This is a genomic window from Bacillus sp. JH7 (assembly GCF_001563515.1).
Taxonomy (GTDB): Bacteria; Bacillota; Bacilli; order Bacillales; family Bacillaceae_G; genus Bacillus_A; species Bacillus_A cereus.
Genome location: NZ_LPUS01000001.1, coordinates 586,117 through 601,018 on the forward strand (window position 1 = coordinate 586,117; position 14,902 = coordinate 601,018).

The window sequence follows — 14,902 nt, forward strand, 5'->3', positions numbered from 1 at the left end:
GATTTTTTTTGAAGTTGTTCTTTATTATAGCTATAACAAATAACGCTAAAAAGGAGTTTCCCCATACATAATGAAGGAGTGTATATAAATGAATTTTTATATCGCCTCAGGTTTCCAAAATAAACATCTTGTACATTCCGTAGCAAATGAACTGAAACATGCAGGATGGCACCATACATATGATTGGACCAAAAACGAAAGAGCAGCGAATGAAGAACAATTAAGAGAAATTGGTCAGGCAGAACGAAATGCTGTAAAAGAAGCGGATGTATTTTTACTTATATTAGATGGTGGAAACGGGAGCCATACAGAGTTTGGAATGGCGATTGCACTAGAGAAAACGATATATGTATATCATGCAGGAAACCCGCTCCAAACAACGTTCTATCACTTGCCAGAAATAAATATTTTTGAAGGAGATGTAGCTGAGTTTGCATCTTTTGTTATGAATCATGTGAAATAATAGTAACTACCTAAAAGGTTATAAAAGTGATCTTTTGGGTACAGTGATGATAAGAAACGTATATAAAGGAGTACATAATATGAAATTAGAAAATGGATGGGAAACGAGCTTTTTAGAAGTCGTACAAAATAGTGAATTTAAGAAAGAGGCACTTCTTAGTCAATTGCTTTGTCAGGATAGTGAAGAAGTAGAAGAGCTTGTGGATGATTACGGCTACGAAGAACTTGTTGAACGTGAACATGATGATGAGTTAGCTGAAATCTTAGGAGAAGAACTTTTTAGTGAGATGGAACGCCAAGTATTCTTATCTTCAAATCCAGAAGAAAAACTTATTTCATTCGTCAATGGATTAGGTTTTCATGTGCTAGATTGGATCGTTCTTCTTGAAACAGAATTTGGCATTGATAGTGCAATCTTTACATCAGATGCTGTGAAGTTGTTAGAAAAGCGTTTCAGACAGTTTCCATACATAGAGGACAAGACAATTTTTGATATGACATTTGGAGAATCGATGGATGTATTAGAATCTGTTACAGGATTACAACTAAAGGAAAAGATGAACGTATAATGAAAAAAGAACGTGATTGGATCACGTTCTTTTTTTACATAATAATAATTTTATCATCTAGTTTTGTCTGCCCGGTAAGAAGTGCGTTTAAATATTCCACTTTTCTTATACAAGCTTGTATATGTCTTTCAATCTCTTGTAACTCTGCTTGGTGATGCGTTTCAATTGGATGAATTTGTACGTTGAATTTTTCAAATTGACTACTATATGTTATTTCTGCATAGCCGCTCATAATATCGGTTTCGTTATGAAATAAAAATTGCTTCGTTTTGTCACAGAATGATACATCCTGAAAGCCATATACTTTTAATGCTTCAATTACTTTTTTAATCATTTTTGTATTCATTTTTTAACCCTCTTTACGAAGTTCTACTTATATATTATAACATAAAAAATTACATAGAAAGCGCTTCCAAGTGTATTTTATTATAAACTTTACGTTTCAATCACAAAAATGAAACAAAGAAAAAATAATTGTAAAGAAGGAAGGACTCTTTTATTGTTTCGTCATATATATAGAGAAATAGTGCAATGAAAGGAAATTTTCCGAGGTGGAGATCGTATTTCCAATTTGAGCGCAGTAAAAGAGGTGAGAATTTTGAACTTTGATATTGTAGGACAAAAAGCATATATAAAAGATGGACCGCATCGGAACCGAATTGGAATTGTAAAGAAAAACGAGACAAAATTAGCATCGCAGTTTGCTATTGTAATTGGAGAACAAATCATTGATGTAGAGCTAAAGGATATCGTGTTAGTTGGAGTAGACGTAGGACAATTTCATAAATGGTGCGAACAAAATGGTTATTTGTGAAAAGGACGGGCTGTGAGATAATGAAATATATTTGAGGAAAGAGGATATGTTATCATATTCTCTTTTTCTATGTTTCAGGAGGCGAAAATGAAATATAAAGAACAGGAGTTTACGTTGGAGTTAAAAGAGAACATTCAATGTATGGAGAAGGAAATAGAGCGAATATCACTTAAACTGCATAAAGAGTATGCGATTTATACATAGAAAAACACATGGAATTAGATATGGGATTTGCAAGAGAAAAAGAGAATCCCTTTGAGGTGGGTTATTATTCATCAGTTGCCATAGCTATATTAGATGAAGAAAAAGAGATGATTGAATTTCACTATATTCCAATTTGGAAATGCGAAAAAATCTTTTTAGGAATGTCAATTCAATCAAACATTTTTGGGAGTAAGAAAGTAGGGGAACTTGTTGATGAATCTTGTTATGAGATTGAGGAGGAGTTAAAAGAGCAACTAGAAGAATACTTGGAGTAAGAATTCTCAAGATAAAATCTATAAAGAGGGAACGGAATAAAAAAGACGCTAACATACAATTGTTAGCGTCTTTTTTTCATTATGAAGCAATTTCACCAGTTTTTGTATCATCTTGATTGTACGTATCTTGATCTAATTCACCAAGCCATTTACTTGAAATAAGACCTGCTGTCATAGAACCACTTACGTTAAGAGCTGTACGACCCATATCGATTAATGGCTCAACCGAGATAACTAGAGCAACAATACCGATTGGTAAGTTCATTGTAGATAGTACGATTAAAGCTGCGAATGTTGCACCGCCACCAACTCCGGCAACACCGAATGAGCTAATAGCAACAACAGCGATTAAAGTTAAAATAAATTGTGGTTGTAATGGATCAATTCCTACAGTTGGAGCGACCATCATTGCAAGCATTGCTGGATAAATACCTGCGCAACCGTTTTGTCCGATAGATACCCCAAATGAAGCTGCGAAGTTTGCAATTCCTTCGGAAATACCAAGCTTTTCTTTTTGAGCTTCAATATTTAATGGCATCGCACCAGCACTAGAGCGAGATGTGAATGCAAAAGTTAGTACAGGGAATACTTTTTTCAAATATTGAATTGGATTTAAACCAGACAATGCAATTAATAATAAGTGAATGATAAACATTACGATAAGTGCTACATAAGAGGCTAACACGAAGTTACCAAGCTTTAAAATAGCATTTATATCGCTACCAGCAACTGTTTTTGCCATAAGAGCTAATACGCCGTATGGAGTAAGGCGTAAAATTAATGTTACCATACGCATTACGATTGCATATACAGCATCAAGCATTTTCTTAAATAGTTCTGCTTGTTCTGGATATTTTCGTTTTACACCTATAAAGGCAATGCCGATAAAGGCTGCAAATATTACGACAGAAATTGTTGATGTTGGACGAGCGCCTGTTAAATCAAGAAACGGATTTGTAGGCAATAGCTCTAATAATTTATCTGGAATTGTTGTCTTTTCAATAGAAGTAAATCTTTCTTCAACTAGTTTCAGACGAGCAGATTCTGCATCACCTTGTTGCAAGCCTGCTGCAGATACATCAAATCCTGCACTTGCAGCGATACCGACAGCTGCAGCGATTCCTGTAGTAAGAATTAAAATTCCGATAATAAGACCACTGATTTTACCAAGGTTTTTCGTTAACTGTAATTTTGTAAAGGCTGAAATAATAGATACTAAAATAAGTGGCATAACGATCATTTGAAGTAATTTCACATAACCGTTACCGATTAAGCCAAACCAAGTATTTGATTCAATAATTATTTTAGAAGTTGGTTCATAAATAAATTGTAATATAAGACCGAATATAATTCCGACTCCTAAAGCAGTAAATACACGTTTATTAAAAGATACATGCTTACGTTGCATATAATATAATACGCCAACTAAAATGAGCATGACTGCAACGTTAATTCCGACAAGCAGTGTATTCATGTTGATTCCCCCTAATTCCAATCTGTTATATAGAATATAAGGCAATAAAACCTATAAGTCAACTAGGAAATTCCGGAATTAAAAAAAGATGGCAAAATGCCATCTTTTAATGTCCAGCCCCAGGGACAAGTAAAAACGTCGTGTAGTATGTAAATCCTATGAAGAAAACAGTTAAATATGCCCCAAATACGTATATATACATACGCTCTGTTAATTTTAAATAGCTTAAAAGTACGAAGAAACCTGTTTGTCCTAAAAATAGTAGTGCGGTCTGTTGCATATCCCCTACGTAAAACATAACCGAGAAAATTCCAGTCCAAAAGCCGAGAACGCGAAACATGCGCTCCATGCCATCTCCCTCCTTTTCTAAAAAAAGTAAACCTCACCTCATTATAGTTTATTTTTCTTACTATTGTAAATATTCATTCATATAAAAAGAAGCCAATTATTATTGGCTTCTTTTTATATGAGAAATTAAATTGTTAGTTTATAATTACAAGATTTACATCCATCTAATAGACTATCATTTCGAGTTAATTCCATGTTAGGGAATAGGATTTCAAAAATTCCTTTCATCATATCTCCGTGCATGTTACAAATTTCAGTTGGATGATGAACAGCAACTTCTTTAAATGGACAATTGTGTACATCATAGAAAATTTTTGTTCCATCTGCACTTAATTCAAATGCAGGTGATAAGCCAGCTGTTGAGAAAGCTTCTTTTGCAATTTGAACTTTTTGTTCCACTGTTAAAGCATCTTCACTCACATTTAAACGTTGCATATGTTGTTGCATTAATTCAGCTCCGAATTGTTTTCCTGTTTCGTATAGCGCTTTCTCACCAGCAGCGCCAAGGCTAAGTAAAGAATTAAATGCGATTCTTGCTAACAATTGATAATCACGGAATGGAAATTGTAATTGGATAACATCTTCAGATAAGACATACAATCTGCTCGGTCGTCCGCCTTTTCCAGTTTTCTTCGTTTCCGATTTTAGCATATGAACATCTTCTAATTTAGATAAATGTAAACGCGCTACGTTTGGATGAATATCGAATTCATCTGCAATTTCTTGTACCGTTACGTAACTATGTTTTTGCGAAATATATTTATAAATGTAATAACGAGTTGGGTCAGATAATACACCTGTAATTTTTAAAGCTTGTTCCATGAGGATCTCCACCTTTATCACTTTATCCAAGATAATAACATTATAATACAGATAAACATGAGTATAGGTAATTTCAGACAATAATTCGGAAATTGTTCATAATTTCACAAACATATTTTTCCTTTTTCCTCTATTGAAAATACAAAAGTCCAAATTTTTATTGCGAATGTTTTCATGCTATATACATAGTGAGGAGGGAAAAGTAATGAATGGGATTGAAATTTTTGCGAATACAATTTTAAAAGAAGCGTGTAGGGTACAAGCGTCAGATTTACATATTGTGCCCCGGCAGAAGGATGTAGCAGTGCAACTACGTATAGGAAAAGATTTAATGACGAGACAGTGTATTGAAAAGGAGTTTGGAGAAAAACTTGTCTCACATTTCAAATTTTTAGCATCTATGGACATAGGAGAGAAACGGAAGCCACAGAATGGTTCGTTGTATTTGCAAATTGATGGACAAGAAGTGTATTTACGCCTTTCAACACTTCCAACAGTATATCAAGAAAGTCTCGTTATTCGCCTTCATTTACAAGCATCTGTTCAGCCCTTATCACATCTTTCGTTATTTCCAAGTACGGCAGCAAAACTACTCTCGTTTTTACGCTATTCACAGGGGCTACTCGTATTTACTGGACCGACTGGATCTGGGAAGACGACGACAATGTATGCATTATTAGAAGTAATTAGAAAAAAGAAAACACGTCGCATCATTACACTTGAAGATCCGGTTGAAAAAAGAAGTGACGATGTATTACAAATTCAAATAAATGAAAAAGCGGGTCTCACATATGAAACAGGATTAAAGGCTATTTTACGTCATGATCCAGATATTATTTTAGTCGGTGAAATCCGGGATGAGGAAACAGCAAAAATAGCTATAAGGGCAAGTTTGACAGGACATTTAGTAATGACAACGCTGCATACGAATGATGCGAAAGGAGCAATCATTCGTTTCATGGATTATGGTATAACGAGGCAAGAGATTGAACAGTCTTTATTGGCTGTAGCTGCACAGCGACTTGTCGAATTGAAGTGTCCGTTTTGCAGAGGAAAGTGCTCAACTTTATGTAAATCAATGAGGCAAGTAAGGCAAGCAAGCATTTATGAGCTACTATATGGACATGAGTTAAAACAAGCACTTAAAGAAGCAGATGGAGAATGTGTTACTTACAAACATGAGACTTTAGAATCGTCAATACGAAAAGGATATGCTTTAGGTTTTTTAGAAGAAGATGTTTATGTTTAAGAAAACTTGGAGTTTAAGTGATCAAGTAGTATTGTTGAAACGTTTAGGAGAATTATTAGAAAAAGGCTACTCTCTTTTACAAGCATTAGAATTTTTACAGTTTCAATTACCTGTAGAAAAGAAAGTACAATTGCAGCGCATGATTGAGGGGTTAAAAGATGGGAAAAGTCTACACGATTCTTTTCATCAGTTAAAGTTTCATCAGGACATGTTAAGTTATCTATTTTATGCCGAGCAACATGGTGATATTTCTTTTGCTTTGCAACAAGGAAGTGCACTTCTTTATAAGAAAGATAAGTATAGGAAAGACATGATGAAAATAATGCAGTATCCTATGTTCTTGATGTTTTTTCTACTAATCATGCTTTTTATTTTTAACCTCATTTTATTACCTCAGGTTGAAATGGTTTATAGTTCGTTCGGTTCTAATACACCACTACTTACAGAACAAATTTTAAGTGCAATAAAACTGCTACCATACATTATTTTAACCGCTATTTTAACTGTTATTATTGGATGTAGTTTATACATGTTGTATTTTAGGAAACTTCCACATATTAGACAGGTAAAAATCATGCTTCGTATTCCTCTCATCAAAACATTTCTTATTTTAAAGCATTCACATTATTTTGCTACTCAGTTGAGTGGTTTATTAAATGGTGGACTATCAGTATGCGAAGCTTTAACAATAATGATGGAGCAAAGATATCATCCGTTCTTTCAATATGAAGCGAATCGGATTGAAAGACAATTAATTGGAGGAGAACAGTTACAATCTATCATTGCTAAAAGTGGGTATTACGAGAAAGAACTTTCTTATGTTATTACGCATGGACAAGCAAATGGCAATTTAGGGATTGAATTAGGTGACTATAGCGATCTTATTATGGAAAAGATGGAACGAAAAATTAAACATATGTTAGTTATCATTCAGCCTATTTTATTTACATGTATTGGAGGAATCGTTGTCCTTATGTATTTAGCGATGATTATGCCGATGTTTCAAATGATGAATTCTATTTAGGGGGCATTTGTATGCAGAATGAGGAAGGATTTACTCTGTTAGAGATGCTATTAGTAATGGTTGTCATAACTATATTATTACTATTAATTATTCCAAATGTAGTTACACAGCGTTCATCGGTCCAAGGAAAAGGGTGTGCAGCTTACGTGAAATCTATAGAAGCGCAAATACAAGTATATCAATTACAACATAATAAAATTCCATCGTTAAAAGAACTGGCAGATGAAAAGTATATTACAACTGATAAGTGTCCGAATGGCGAATCTATTCATATATCAGATGATGGCACAGTATCAATTAGGGCATTGTGAAACAACAAGGGTTTACTTTTTTAGAAATGTTACTCGTTTTATTTGTTATTTCTGTATTAAGTATAGTTACGTATTTTAGTGTTCATTCCTTATACGAGCGACAAAAAGTTGAACAATTTTTGAGACAGTTTTCAAATGATATTTTGTATATGCAGCAATTAGCGATAAACCATCAAAAGCACTACACATTACGTTGGCATAAAGATAGAAATATGTATGCTATAAAAGAGTCAGGTACAAAGTATTATATCGTCAAGCGAGAGTATGAAGAAGATATACAAATTGATTTGCATACGTTTCCAAATCCGATGACATATAACCCAAGTGGAAATATTAATAGAGGTGGTACGATTATAATTTCGTATAGAAATTATAAATATGAAATTGTATTTCAGCTTGGAAGAGGGAGATTTACGTATCGTGAAATGTCAAAAAGGATCCATAATGGCTGAAATGATTGTATCGTTAAGTGTTTTAATGATGGCTGTATCGTTACTACTACCGCAAACAGTATTAGTTATGCAAGAAAGAAAAAATATACAAATTCGTTATAAGGCAACTGGATTATTAAAAAAAGAAGCAGCTATATATATGTATGGAAATGAAGAAAAGCGAATAATAGAAAAGAATATAAATGGAATTGGGTATTACACATATTGGGGAGGCAATGAAGTTTGTACCATGTGGAAAGATGTGAAAGACAGAATGATGGAACAATGCTTTTATGTAGGAGAAAAAATAAATTAGAATTTGGTTTTTCATTAATAGAAATGATTGTATGTCTGTTTCTATTATCAATATTTTTTTTGCTCTTTCCCCGCCTACATTTCATTGAAATGGAAAATAAACAGTCGAAAGGGTTAAATGATTGGGAGTGGGATGTGTATTTAGGGCAAATGCAATTGGAGTTTCGTGAAGTATCATCTGGAGAACAGCTAGCATTTGAAAATGGAGAAAGTATTTTACAATTCCGATCGCGTAATGGGAGTGAAGTATCGTATGAAAAAGAGAATAGTCGTCTTATAAGAAAGGTAGATAGGCGCGGGAGGGAAGTTGTTTTACAAAATATTGGAACGGTTTCTTACAAACTAACACCTCATGTACTCATTATAAATGTGAAAGATACTAGTGGGAAAATATATGAAGGTGTAGTTATGCGATATAGCGAAATAGGAATAAACGTATGAGAAAGCAAAAGGGATTTACAATGCCTGGAACGATTATCTTTCTTATTTTATTAACTTCTTTTTTTATATACGAAACAAATATGTTGTTTACAGATAAAAATTTTTATATAGGAATAGAACAAAAATTTTTATTGGATGAATTACTTAACCGATCTATTACAGATATAAAAAAAGACTTACAGCAAAAAGAAAAAGAAGGTACGTTTTTCTTTCAGTATGAAAAGGGAGAAGCGAGTGGAAATTATGTCTTTGAAAATGATTTAATTCTCGTTGCTTTGCAGTGTACACTCAAACAGGAAGCTTTCTATACGGTGAGTTTTCGGTATAGAAAAAAGGATGGGAAAATAGTCGATTGGATAGAAGGATAATATGTAAAATATATATATAGATAAACCAGGATTTCCTATTGTAAATTGAATTGATTTTTTAGAAGAAATGGACAAATATAATGATCAAAAGTTTAAATTTTCTCAAAAAAGAGAAAGGTAGAAAGAATATGATATATTCATGCTATCCAATCATTATTTTTAGGGAGAATAGGGAAATGACAAACAACAATCAAATAGGTGAAAATAAGGAACAAACTATTTTTGATCATAAAGGAAATACGATTATGACAGAAGATAGAGAAATACACATTATTTCAAAATTCGAAGAACCTCTTATTGTCGTATTAGCAAATGTACTAAGTGATGAAGAGTGTGATGAATTGATTGAAATGTCTAAAAATAAAATGGAGCGTTCTAAAATTGGTTCATCACGTGATGTAAATGATATTCGAACAAGTAGCGGTGCATTTTTGGAAGACAATGAACTTACTTCAAAGATTGAAAAACGAATTTCATCTATCATGAATGTTCCGGTGGCGCACGGAGAAGGATTGCACATTTTAAATTATGAAGTGGATCAACAATATAAAGCACACTATGATTATTTTGCGGAACATAGTAGATCAGCTGCTAACAATCGTATTAGTACGCTTGTAATGTATTTAAATGATGTAGAAGAAGGCGGAGAAACGTACTTCCCAAAATTAAATCTTTCTGTACACCCTAGAAAGGGAATGGCAGTATACTTTGAGTATTTTTATCAAGATCAATCACTAAACGAGCTTACGTTACACGGAGGGGCACCTGTAACGAAAGGCGAGAAATGGATTGCAACGCAGTGGGTGAGAAGAGGTACTTATAAGTAAAAGCGAGTGTTACGTTTTGTTCTTTATAGTATAAGAACAAAACGTTTTTTTATTAAACAAAGTAGCATCTTTCGTTATAATAACAATTAATAAATGACGATTGAGAGGACAAGAAATGAAATCTATATACATAACCGGCTACATGGGAGCAGGGAAAACAACAATTGGAAAAGCGTTAAGTAAAGAACTTCAAATGGATGTTGTAGATACTGATCAAAAAATCGAAGAGAAGCAAGAGAAGGCAATTCGAAAAATTTTTGCCGAAGAAGGCGAAATGGCTTTTCGGGAATATGAAAGCGAAATGTTACGTGCGCTACCAGTCCACAATGTTATTATTACAACTGGTGGGGGAATTATTGAACGAGCGGAAAATCGCAAGTGGATGAAAGAGAACGGAACTGTCGTGTATTTATATTGTGATCCGCATGTAATTGCAGAAAGGCTTCGGGAAGATACGACACGTCCACTATTTCAAAAGAAAGATATAGATGCATTCGTAAAGAAATTTGAATCACGCCGAGCTTATTATGAAGAGGCTCATATTCATATCGATACGACAAATAAGTCTGTAAAGCAAATTATGAATGAATTAAAGGAAAAGATTAATGTATAAAAAAGTGGACATACTAATCAAGTAGAGGTGATGATAATATGTCTACTAATGATTATGTTCGCTTTGTGACGCAGCAGTTTGTATCGTATATGGATGCTCCGAAAGAAGATCGTAAACAAAAGAAAGAACAACGCCGTGCTGAAAAAGAGCCATTTATGAATAAGTGGTTTGGTGTTATGCCGCTGAGTGCTGCTTTGTTTTACCGAAATGTAAAAAGTAAAAGAAAAAAATCAAGTTAAATTTTAGTCATATGTTTAGCAAACCCAAAATCCCCTAGTGTCGTATTACACTAGGGGATTTTTATTTACTGCACGGATTCTTGTTCTTCCGTAACGGCATGTATTTTATTGTTCACCCATACGAACCCTATTCCGATACAAATAGAAATGCCCCAGCCGACAGCGGTCATAATCGCTCTCATTTCACCATAGCCATCTACACCAAAAACAGAGATGAAATAAATTTTTAAAAAGCTTTTTAATATAAATTGCAGCCCGAAAAATAGCGTTAAATATTGCAGTGCTGGATATATACGACTATCACGATAAAGCTCACGACTTTTATCGCGATCATGGCCTTGCAGTGCGGCAATATCCGCAGCGAAATATAACATAAGTGGTTTCTTTATAAAAATTGTACATATGACGATAATACCGAGTACGATGTGATAATATGCATCATTCCACAACATTCGTTCAGCTGACCCAGATAATAAATCTACCGTTGTATTAGAAATGAGTGTAATTAAAATAAAGAACCCTGTCACGTTAAACTGTTTTTCTTTTTTAAAGGTATACAGTGTATAAATAATCCCCGGAACAGAGGAAAGTAACATCGCGTAATAAGGATCGATATAAGGTTTTGCAAATTTCCAAATGAGGAATGGGATTACGAGATAAAAGACAAGATCTAATATAGCTTTTTTATTTTGATTCATACAAAGCCTCCTTAAGTCATACATATATTTTATAATATAATTTCTGAAAATTGTATAAGGTTTAATGGGAAAAGAAAAAATATATCAATTTTCGAGGGGGAGTAGATTGAAAAAAATTGCCCCTAGCGTAGTAAGTTTTTTTAGTATATAATAAAGGAAACGCTTTCATTTTGAATTTGTTCACAAAATGGACGGAAAATCACATATTTACTATCGATATGTTGCTTTATAATGAAACTAATTAAATATACATGCATACAATATTGTGAAATAAATAACATAAATAATCTATATAAATGTAAACGTTATCAAAATAGAGAGGTGGAGACAATGAGTAAATTTTTCTTCAATCATAATCCAGCAACAGTAGAGGATGGAAGGCTTGTTAAATATGCTGAAATTATTTATGGAGAAGGTGGCCGTTCTGTATTAGAAAATTTAATGGTGAAGGCATCTATCAGATTGCGTGATCGTTATCCGAATAAATCTGACGAGCAGATCTCGAACCTAGTAAATAAAGGCATCCATGATATGTTTCAAAAATATGTGAGCGAGTAAGAGTGGCCAATGGCTGCTCTTATTTTTTTGTATAAGGATTGTAACTCTAGCTGAAAATAAACATGTATTCTGAAAAACGTAAAAAGGAGTGGGAAAGATGAGCAATGGAATTGGACGTTCGAAAGAAAATCTTCCAACTGATGCAAATCATGTGAGCGCGAAGGATCGTGCGTATCAAAAACGCATGGCAAAGCAAAAACAACAAGAGCGTAATGAGGATAGAGAATAACTCGAAATAAAGCTCCTTCTAAAGCAGAAGGAGCTTTATTTTGATAGAAAGTGATTCGCGGTAACATAAAAGAGTCCACCGTTAATAATTTGCACTGTAATACGTGGTTCATACTGTTCTTGCAGAGCTTGTTTTTCAATTTCATAGCTCTCAGGAAGTTCGTCACTTTCTTCATAAAAACGGTTTAAAAGGTCTAAATCATGATTCCAACGCACTCTTGCTTCTTTTGCCCACGTATGGTCATCTTCTGCAATTATATTTTTTAAAGCGTCTTCTATGCGTTGTAAACCACTTTGAGGTTTAATGATAGGCGAGAGCGTAAAACAAAAATCAGGTATTTTTGGTGTAAGTTTAATGTTTGTTAATGTTTCATGAAAGTTTGCCATCATTGTTCCAGAAATGAGATGAATACCAATCGAGTGAAGGATGTCTTTTTTTCGATCACATTGATAGGAAACTTTTATATTAATACCGAGCCAAGGGTGGAGCGGTGTATGTGTTGCCCCATTATGTCTTACATCCTCATATAAACGTATGTATGAGCCTAATTCTTTTGTCGTTTGGAAAATTTGATGTAGACGTGGTGAACCGTAGTGAATAAGCTCACCATCATTTTCTTCATTTTCTGGATTTGTAATAAGAGTAAGGCGCATCGGATTCGGTACGCCTCCTGTTTTCTCAAGATAGTGCCAATAAAAAGGGCGATTCATTAATAATTTATCCATCTCAATTGTTAACTGTACATCTAATAAATGAGGAGAACGTTCTAAAATTTCACAGTTATTCGCCTCAAAGAAATTGTATAAGTAATTATGAATTTCATGTTGCTGCATAGCCTTGCACCTCAGCTTCATTTCGTTTCGCAAAGTCGATAATAGATGTTAAGTTTTCCATCTTAATTCTAATTTCACCTTCGCTTTTTGATTGCGCGAAAATTTCTTGAATGTGCGCGTCGATGTTTTTCATATTAATTCTTGTTAAAATTTCATCGAGTTCACCAATAACACGCTCGAATAAGTTGATTTTTTCATATAACAGTTTCAGAATATGTTCTTCAACAGTATGCTTTGTAGCTAAGTTATAAATATGAACATCATTTTTTTGACCGAGACGGTGAATACGTCCGATTCTTTGCTCAAGACGCATTGGATTCCATGGCAAATCATAATTGATCATATGGCTACAAAACTGTAAGTTAATCCCTTCACCACCAGCTTCAGTTGCAATTAATACTTGTGCGTGGTTTTGGAAAAGCTCCTTCATCCAATCTTTCTTCCCGCGTTTAAACCCGCCGCGGAATGGAACGGAAGAAATACCGTGTTGTTGTAAAAACCATTGTAAGTACATTTGTGACGCTCGATATTCTGTGAAGATAACGACTTTATCGTCAATTTCTTTTATAAGCTCAAGAGCTTTATTTGCTTTTGAGTTGAAAGGAATATGATTAATTTTGTCCATTAGCACATCGATATGTGGATCTTTTATATAATGTTCGTTTTCTTTCTGTCTTTTTTCTACATGCTTTTTCAATGAATAGTAAACAGCCTCACGACTACTACACGCTTCCCGTTTTAAAGTTAACGATGAGAAAGCAGATGTGAAGGCGTCTTGTCCTCGCCAATTTTCGATATCATTATATAGAGCTTGTTCTTGTTCATTAAACTCAACAAAAATTGTACGTACATGTCTCTTCGGCCAATCGATACCGGTATTATGTCGTCTATTTCGCACCATTACTTTATTAATGAGAGCTTTTAAGTCTTCATCTGATTCGGCTGAGCGATTTTTGGAAGCGTAATATTCTTCAAAGTTGGATTGATTGCCTAAATGTCCTGGCTTTAATAAAGAAACAAGGTTAAAAATTTCATCAATCTTATTTTGAACAGGAGTAGCGGTTAGTAATAAACAAAACTTCTTTTTTAATCGTTGTGCAAATTCATAGTTTTTTGTTTTATTATTTTTCAGTTTATGTGCTTCATCGATAATAATAAGGTCATATTCCAAGTTCAACACGATATCGCGATGTGGTGAACGTTTCGCAGTATCAATTGATGATACGATTACGTCAGCTTGTTCCCATGAGTAGCTTTTCTTTTGTGCTACAGCGGGAATGAAAAACTTTGTATTCAGTTCGTATGCCCATTGTGATACGAGAGAAGCTGGGACAAGTATAAGTACCTTTTTCACAAGCCCGCGGACCATATATTCTTTCAAAATAAGTCCAGCTTCGATTGTTTTTCCAAGGCCTACTTCATCTGCTAGAATCGCTTTACCGTTCATTTGTTCAATCACATTTTGAGCGACTTCTAATTGATGCGGAAGCGGTGTGAAATGGGATAAATGTTTCGGTGCTTGTAGTCCATCAAAAGTAGGAATAAGTAACGATTTTTCTGTTTCATAAGCTAAGTGATATAAATCCCAGTTTGTCCAAGGACCATCTTCGTCAATTCTATTTAAAAAATTGTTTTGCCATGTCCGATCTACGGAAATATCGACATTCATTACAACTCTCCCACCTTTTATAAACTAAAGTAATTATTTTTTAATGTATGATGATTTGCCTTAAAAGAAGGCATAATTATCGTTATTAAAGGCTATATGATAGACAATAATAAAGTATTAAATCTCAAA

Annotated in this window: 23 protein-coding genes and 1 pseudogene; 16 read left to right on the forward strand and 8 right to left on the reverse strand. The window is 33.9% G+C overall.

Features of this window, described 5'->3' with window-relative positions; genetic code table 11:
* Window positions 1-88 precede the first annotated feature (88 nt).
* Together AU379_RS03110 and AU379_RS03115 are read left to right on the forward strand one after the other, a co-directional pair.
* Window positions 89-463 (forward strand): nucleoside 2-deoxyribosyltransferase, encoded by a 375-nt coding sequence (locus tag AU379_RS03110; protein ID WP_001012333.1) that lies wholly within the window; start codon window positions 89-91, stop codon window positions 461-463.
* Between the two features lie 79 nt (window positions 464-542).
* A complete protein-coding gene (locus AU379_RS03115) occupies window positions 543-1,031 on the forward strand; it encodes a hypothetical protein (RefSeq protein ID WP_061138953.1) in 489 nt (162 codons plus the stop codon).
* Between the two features lie 34 nt (window positions 1,032-1,065).
* On the opposite strand, the gene AU379_RS03120 is transcribed toward AU379_RS03115, so the two are convergent.
* Window positions 1,066-1,377: a hypothetical protein gene (locus AU379_RS03120; RefSeq protein WP_001093237.1), complete on the reverse strand. Its 312-nt coding sequence runs from the start codon at window positions 1,375-1,377 to the stop codon at window positions 1,066-1,068.
* Window positions 1,378-1,629: 252 nt separating this feature from the next.
* On the opposite strand from AU379_RS03120, the gene AU379_RS03125 reads away from it, so the two are divergent.
* Together AU379_RS03125 and AU379_RS03130 are read left to right on the forward strand one after the other, a co-directional pair.
* Window positions 1,630-1,845, forward strand: a complete 216-nt coding sequence (locus AU379_RS03125) for a DUF3912 family protein (protein ID WP_001008326.1) — start codon at window positions 1,630-1,632, stop codon at window positions 1,843-1,845.
* An 87-nt stretch (window positions 1,846-1,932) separates the two neighbouring features.
* A pseudogene (locus AU379_RS03130) lies at window positions 1,933-2,324 on the forward strand (hypothetical protein).
* A gap of 79 nt (window positions 2,325-2,403) precedes the next feature.
* Here AU379_RS03130 and AU379_RS03135 read toward each other — a convergent pair.
* The 3 genes from AU379_RS03135 to AU379_RS03145 form a co-directional block, all read right to left on the reverse strand.
* The gene (locus AU379_RS03135; RefSeq protein WP_001094331.1) at window positions 2,404-3,798 is read right to left on the reverse strand and encodes a cation:dicarboxylase symporter family transporter; all 1,395 of its coding nucleotides are present in this window, start codon (window positions 3,796-3,798) and stop codon (window positions 2,404-2,406) included.
* Between the two features lie 106 nt (window positions 3,799-3,904).
* On the reverse strand, window positions 3,905-4,147 hold the full coding sequence (locus AU379_RS03140; protein WP_000440721.1) for a DUF2626 domain-containing protein: 243 nt from the start codon (window positions 4,145-4,147) through the stop codon (window positions 3,905-3,907).
* Between the two features lie 125 nt (window positions 4,148-4,272).
* Window positions 4,273-4,968 (reverse strand): helix-turn-helix domain-containing protein, encoded by a 696-nt coding sequence (locus AU379_RS03145; RefSeq protein WP_000434125.1) that lies wholly within the window; start codon window positions 4,966-4,968, stop codon window positions 4,273-4,275.
* Between the two features lie 205 nt (window positions 4,969-5,173).
* Between AU379_RS03145 and comGA the strand changes: the two genes are divergently transcribed.
* From comGA to AU379_RS03195, 10 genes are all read left to right on the forward strand, one after another.
* Window positions 5,174-6,217: a competence type IV pilus ATPase ComGA gene (gene comGA / locus AU379_RS03150; RefSeq protein ID WP_001013180.1), complete on the forward strand. Its 1,044-nt coding sequence runs from the start codon at window positions 5,174-5,176 to the stop codon at window positions 6,215-6,217.
* Complete coding sequence (gene comGB / locus AU379_RS03155) at window positions 6,210-7,241, forward strand: competence type IV pilus assembly protein ComGB (protein WP_000475184.1); 1,032 nt, start codon at window positions 6,210-6,212, stop codon at window positions 7,239-7,241. Before comGA ends, comGB begins: the two co-directional genes overlap by 8 nt.
* An 11-nt stretch (window positions 7,242-7,252) precedes the next feature.
* Entirely contained in the window at window positions 7,253-7,552 is a 300-nt protein-coding gene (comGC, locus tag AU379_RS03160) for a competence type IV pilus major pilin ComGC (RefSeq protein WP_001178686.1), read from the forward strand.
* Window positions 7,549-8,004, forward strand: coding sequence for a competence type IV pilus minor pilin ComGD (gene comGD / locus AU379_RS03165; RefSeq protein WP_000813142.1), 456 nt, complete (start codon window positions 7,549-7,551; stop codon window positions 8,002-8,004). The genes comGC and comGD overlap by 4 nt, the downstream gene beginning before the upstream one ends.
* Window positions 7,997-8,299: a hypothetical protein gene (locus AU379_RS03170; RefSeq protein WP_000829471.1), complete on the forward strand. Its 303-nt coding sequence runs from the start codon at window positions 7,997-7,999 to the stop codon at window positions 8,297-8,299. Before comGD ends, AU379_RS03170 begins: the two co-directional genes overlap by 8 nt.
* On the forward strand, window positions 8,269-8,739 hold the full coding sequence (gene comGF, locus AU379_RS03175; protein WP_000923098.1) for a competence type IV pilus minor pilin ComGF: 471 nt from the start codon (window positions 8,269-8,271) through the stop codon (window positions 8,737-8,739). Before AU379_RS03170 ends, comGF begins: the two co-directional genes overlap by 31 nt.
* Window positions 8,736-9,107 carry a competence type IV pilus minor pilin ComGG gene (gene comGG, locus AU379_RS03180; RefSeq protein ID WP_001231273.1) on the forward strand — a complete coding sequence of 124 codons (372 nt, stop codon included), beginning with the start codon at window positions 8,736-8,738 and terminating at the stop codon, window positions 9,105-9,107. Before comGF ends, comGG begins: the two co-directional genes overlap by 4 nt.
* A gap of 176 nt (window positions 9,108-9,283) precedes the next feature.
* Window positions 9,284-9,934: a 2OG-Fe(II) oxygenase gene (locus AU379_RS03185; protein WP_000183860.1), complete on the forward strand. Its 651-nt coding sequence runs from the start codon at window positions 9,284-9,286 to the stop codon at window positions 9,932-9,934.
* 115 nt (window positions 9,935-10,049) lie between these two features.
* Window positions 10,050-10,547: a shikimate kinase gene (locus AU379_RS03190; protein ID WP_000836650.1), complete on the forward strand. Its 498-nt coding sequence runs from the start codon at window positions 10,050-10,052 to the stop codon at window positions 10,545-10,547.
* A gap of 38 nt (window positions 10,548-10,585) precedes the next feature.
* Window positions 10,586-10,786 carry a YqzE family protein gene (locus AU379_RS03195; RefSeq protein ID WP_000106083.1) on the forward strand — a complete coding sequence of 67 codons (201 nt, stop codon included), beginning with the start codon at window positions 10,586-10,588 and terminating at the stop codon, window positions 10,784-10,786.
* 65 nt (window positions 10,787-10,851) lie between these two features.
* Here AU379_RS03195 and AU379_RS03200 read toward each other — a convergent pair whose 3' ends face one another.
* The gene (locus AU379_RS03200; RefSeq protein ID WP_001073111.1) at window positions 10,852-11,484 is read right to left on the reverse strand and encodes a VC0807 family protein; all 633 of its coding nucleotides are present in this window, start codon (window positions 11,482-11,484) and stop codon (window positions 10,852-10,854) included.
* Window positions 11,485-11,624: 140 nt separating this feature from the next.
* On the reverse strand, window positions 11,625-11,741 hold the full coding sequence (locus AU379_RS28330; protein WP_082769946.1) for a GTP pyrophosphokinase: 117 nt from the start codon (window positions 11,739-11,741) through the stop codon (window positions 11,625-11,627).
* Between the two features lie 73 nt (window positions 11,742-11,814).
* On the opposite strand from AU379_RS28330, the gene AU379_RS03205 reads away from it, so the two are divergent.
* Together AU379_RS03205 and AU379_RS31115 are read left to right on the forward strand one after the other, a co-directional pair.
* Window positions 11,815-12,042 carry a hypothetical protein gene (locus tag AU379_RS03205; RefSeq protein ID WP_000032702.1) on the forward strand — a complete coding sequence of 76 codons (228 nt, stop codon included), beginning with the start codon at window positions 11,815-11,817 and terminating at the stop codon, window positions 12,040-12,042.
* A gap of 97 nt (window positions 12,043-12,139) precedes the next feature.
* Window positions 12,140-12,271: a hypothetical protein gene (locus AU379_RS31115; RefSeq protein WP_000064668.1), complete on the forward strand. Its 132-nt coding sequence runs from the start codon at window positions 12,140-12,142 to the stop codon at window positions 12,269-12,271.
* A gap of 35 nt (window positions 12,272-12,306) precedes the next feature.
* Here AU379_RS31115 and AU379_RS03215 read toward each other — a convergent pair whose 3' ends face one another.
* Together AU379_RS03215 and AU379_RS03220 are read right to left on the reverse strand one after the other, a co-directional pair.
* The gene (locus tag AU379_RS03215; protein WP_001183964.1) at window positions 12,307-13,104 is read right to left on the reverse strand and encodes a YqhG family protein; all 798 of its coding nucleotides are present in this window, start codon (window positions 13,102-13,104) and stop codon (window positions 12,307-12,309) included.
* A complete protein-coding gene (locus AU379_RS03220; RefSeq protein WP_061138954.1) occupies window positions 13,091-14,773 on the reverse strand; it encodes an SNF2-related protein in 1,683 nt (560 codons plus the stop codon). The genes AU379_RS03215 and AU379_RS03220 overlap by 14 nt, the downstream gene beginning before the upstream one ends.
* Between the last annotated feature and the right edge of the window lie 129 nt (window positions 14,774-14,902).

What these genes read in the sequence shown, in the direction of transcription:
- AU379_RS03220 (WP_061138954.1), bottom strand. Translation starts at nt 14,773, where the DNA reads ATGAATGTCGATATTTCCGTAGATCGGACATGGCAAAACAATTTTTTA.
- AU379_RS03185 (WP_000183860.1), top strand. Translation starts at nt 9,284, where the DNA reads ATGACAAACAACAATCAAATAGGTGAAAATAAGGAACAAACTATTTTT.
- AU379_RS03170 (WP_000829471.1), top strand. Translation starts at nt 7,997, where the DNA reads ATGGCTGAAATGATTGTATCGTTAAGTGTTTTAATGATGGCTGTATCG.
- comGF (WP_000923098.1), top strand. Translation starts at nt 8,269, where the DNA reads ATGCTTTTATGTAGGAGAAAAAATAAATTAGAATTTGGTTTTTCATTA.
- AU379_RS03140 (WP_000440721.1), bottom strand. Translation starts at nt 4,147, where the DNA reads ATGGAGCGCATGTTTCGCGTTCTCGGCTTTTGGACTGGAATTTTCTCG.
- AU379_RS03145 (WP_000434125.1), bottom strand. Translation starts at nt 4,968, where the DNA reads ATGGAACAAGCTTTAAAAATTACAGGTGTATTATCTGACCCAACTCGT.
- AU379_RS03190 (WP_000836650.1), top strand. Translation starts at nt 10,050, where the DNA reads ATGAAATCTATATACATAACCGGCTACATGGGAGCAGGGAAAACAACA.
- AU379_RS03195 (WP_000106083.1), top strand. Translation starts at nt 10,586, where the DNA reads ATGTCTACTAATGATTATGTTCGCTTTGTGACGCAGCAGTTTGTATCG.
- AU379_RS03120 (WP_001093237.1), bottom strand. Translation starts at nt 1,377, where the DNA reads ATGAATACAAAAATGATTAAAAAAGTAATTGAAGCATTAAAAGTATAT.
- AU379_RS03205 (WP_000032702.1), top strand. Translation starts at nt 11,815, where the DNA reads ATGAGTAAATTTTTCTTCAATCATAATCCAGCAACAGTAGAGGATGGA.
- AU379_RS03135 (WP_001094331.1), bottom strand. Translation starts at nt 3,798, where the DNA reads ATGAATACACTGCTTGTCGGAATTAACGTTGCAGTCATGCTCATTTTA.
- AU379_RS31115 (WP_000064668.1), top strand. Translation starts at nt 12,140, where the DNA reads ATGAGCAATGGAATTGGACGTTCGAAAGAAAATCTTCCAACTGATGCA.
- comGC (WP_001178686.1), top strand. Translation starts at nt 7,253, where the DNA reads ATGCAGAATGAGGAAGGATTTACTCTGTTAGAGATGCTATTAGTAATG.
- AU379_RS03110 (WP_001012333.1), top strand. Translation starts at nt 89, where the DNA reads ATGAATTTTTATATCGCCTCAGGTTTCCAAAATAAACATCTTGTACAT.
- AU379_RS03215 (WP_001183964.1), bottom strand. Translation starts at nt 13,104, where the DNA reads ATGCAGCAACATGAAATTCATAATTACTTATACAATTTCTTTGAGGCG.
- AU379_RS03115 (WP_061138953.1), top strand. Translation starts at nt 543, where the DNA reads ATGAAATTAGAAAATGGATGGGAAACGAGCTTTTTAGAAGTCGTACAA.
- AU379_RS03200 (WP_001073111.1), bottom strand. Translation starts at nt 11,484, where the DNA reads ATGAATCAAAATAAAAAAGCTATATTAGATCTTGTCTTTTATCTCGTA.
- comGB (WP_000475184.1), top strand. Translation starts at nt 6,210, where the DNA reads ATGTTTAAGAAAACTTGGAGTTTAAGTGATCAAGTAGTATTGTTGAAA.
- AU379_RS28330 (WP_082769946.1), bottom strand. Translation starts at nt 11,741, where the DNA reads ATGCATGTATATTTAATTAGTTTCATTATAAAGCAACATATCGATAGT.
- comGA (WP_001013180.1), top strand. Translation starts at nt 5,174, where the DNA reads ATGAATGGGATTGAAATTTTTGCGAATACAATTTTAAAAGAAGCGTGT.
- comGG (WP_001231273.1), top strand. Translation starts at nt 8,736, where the DNA reads ATGAGAAAGCAAAAGGGATTTACAATGCCTGGAACGATTATCTTTCTT.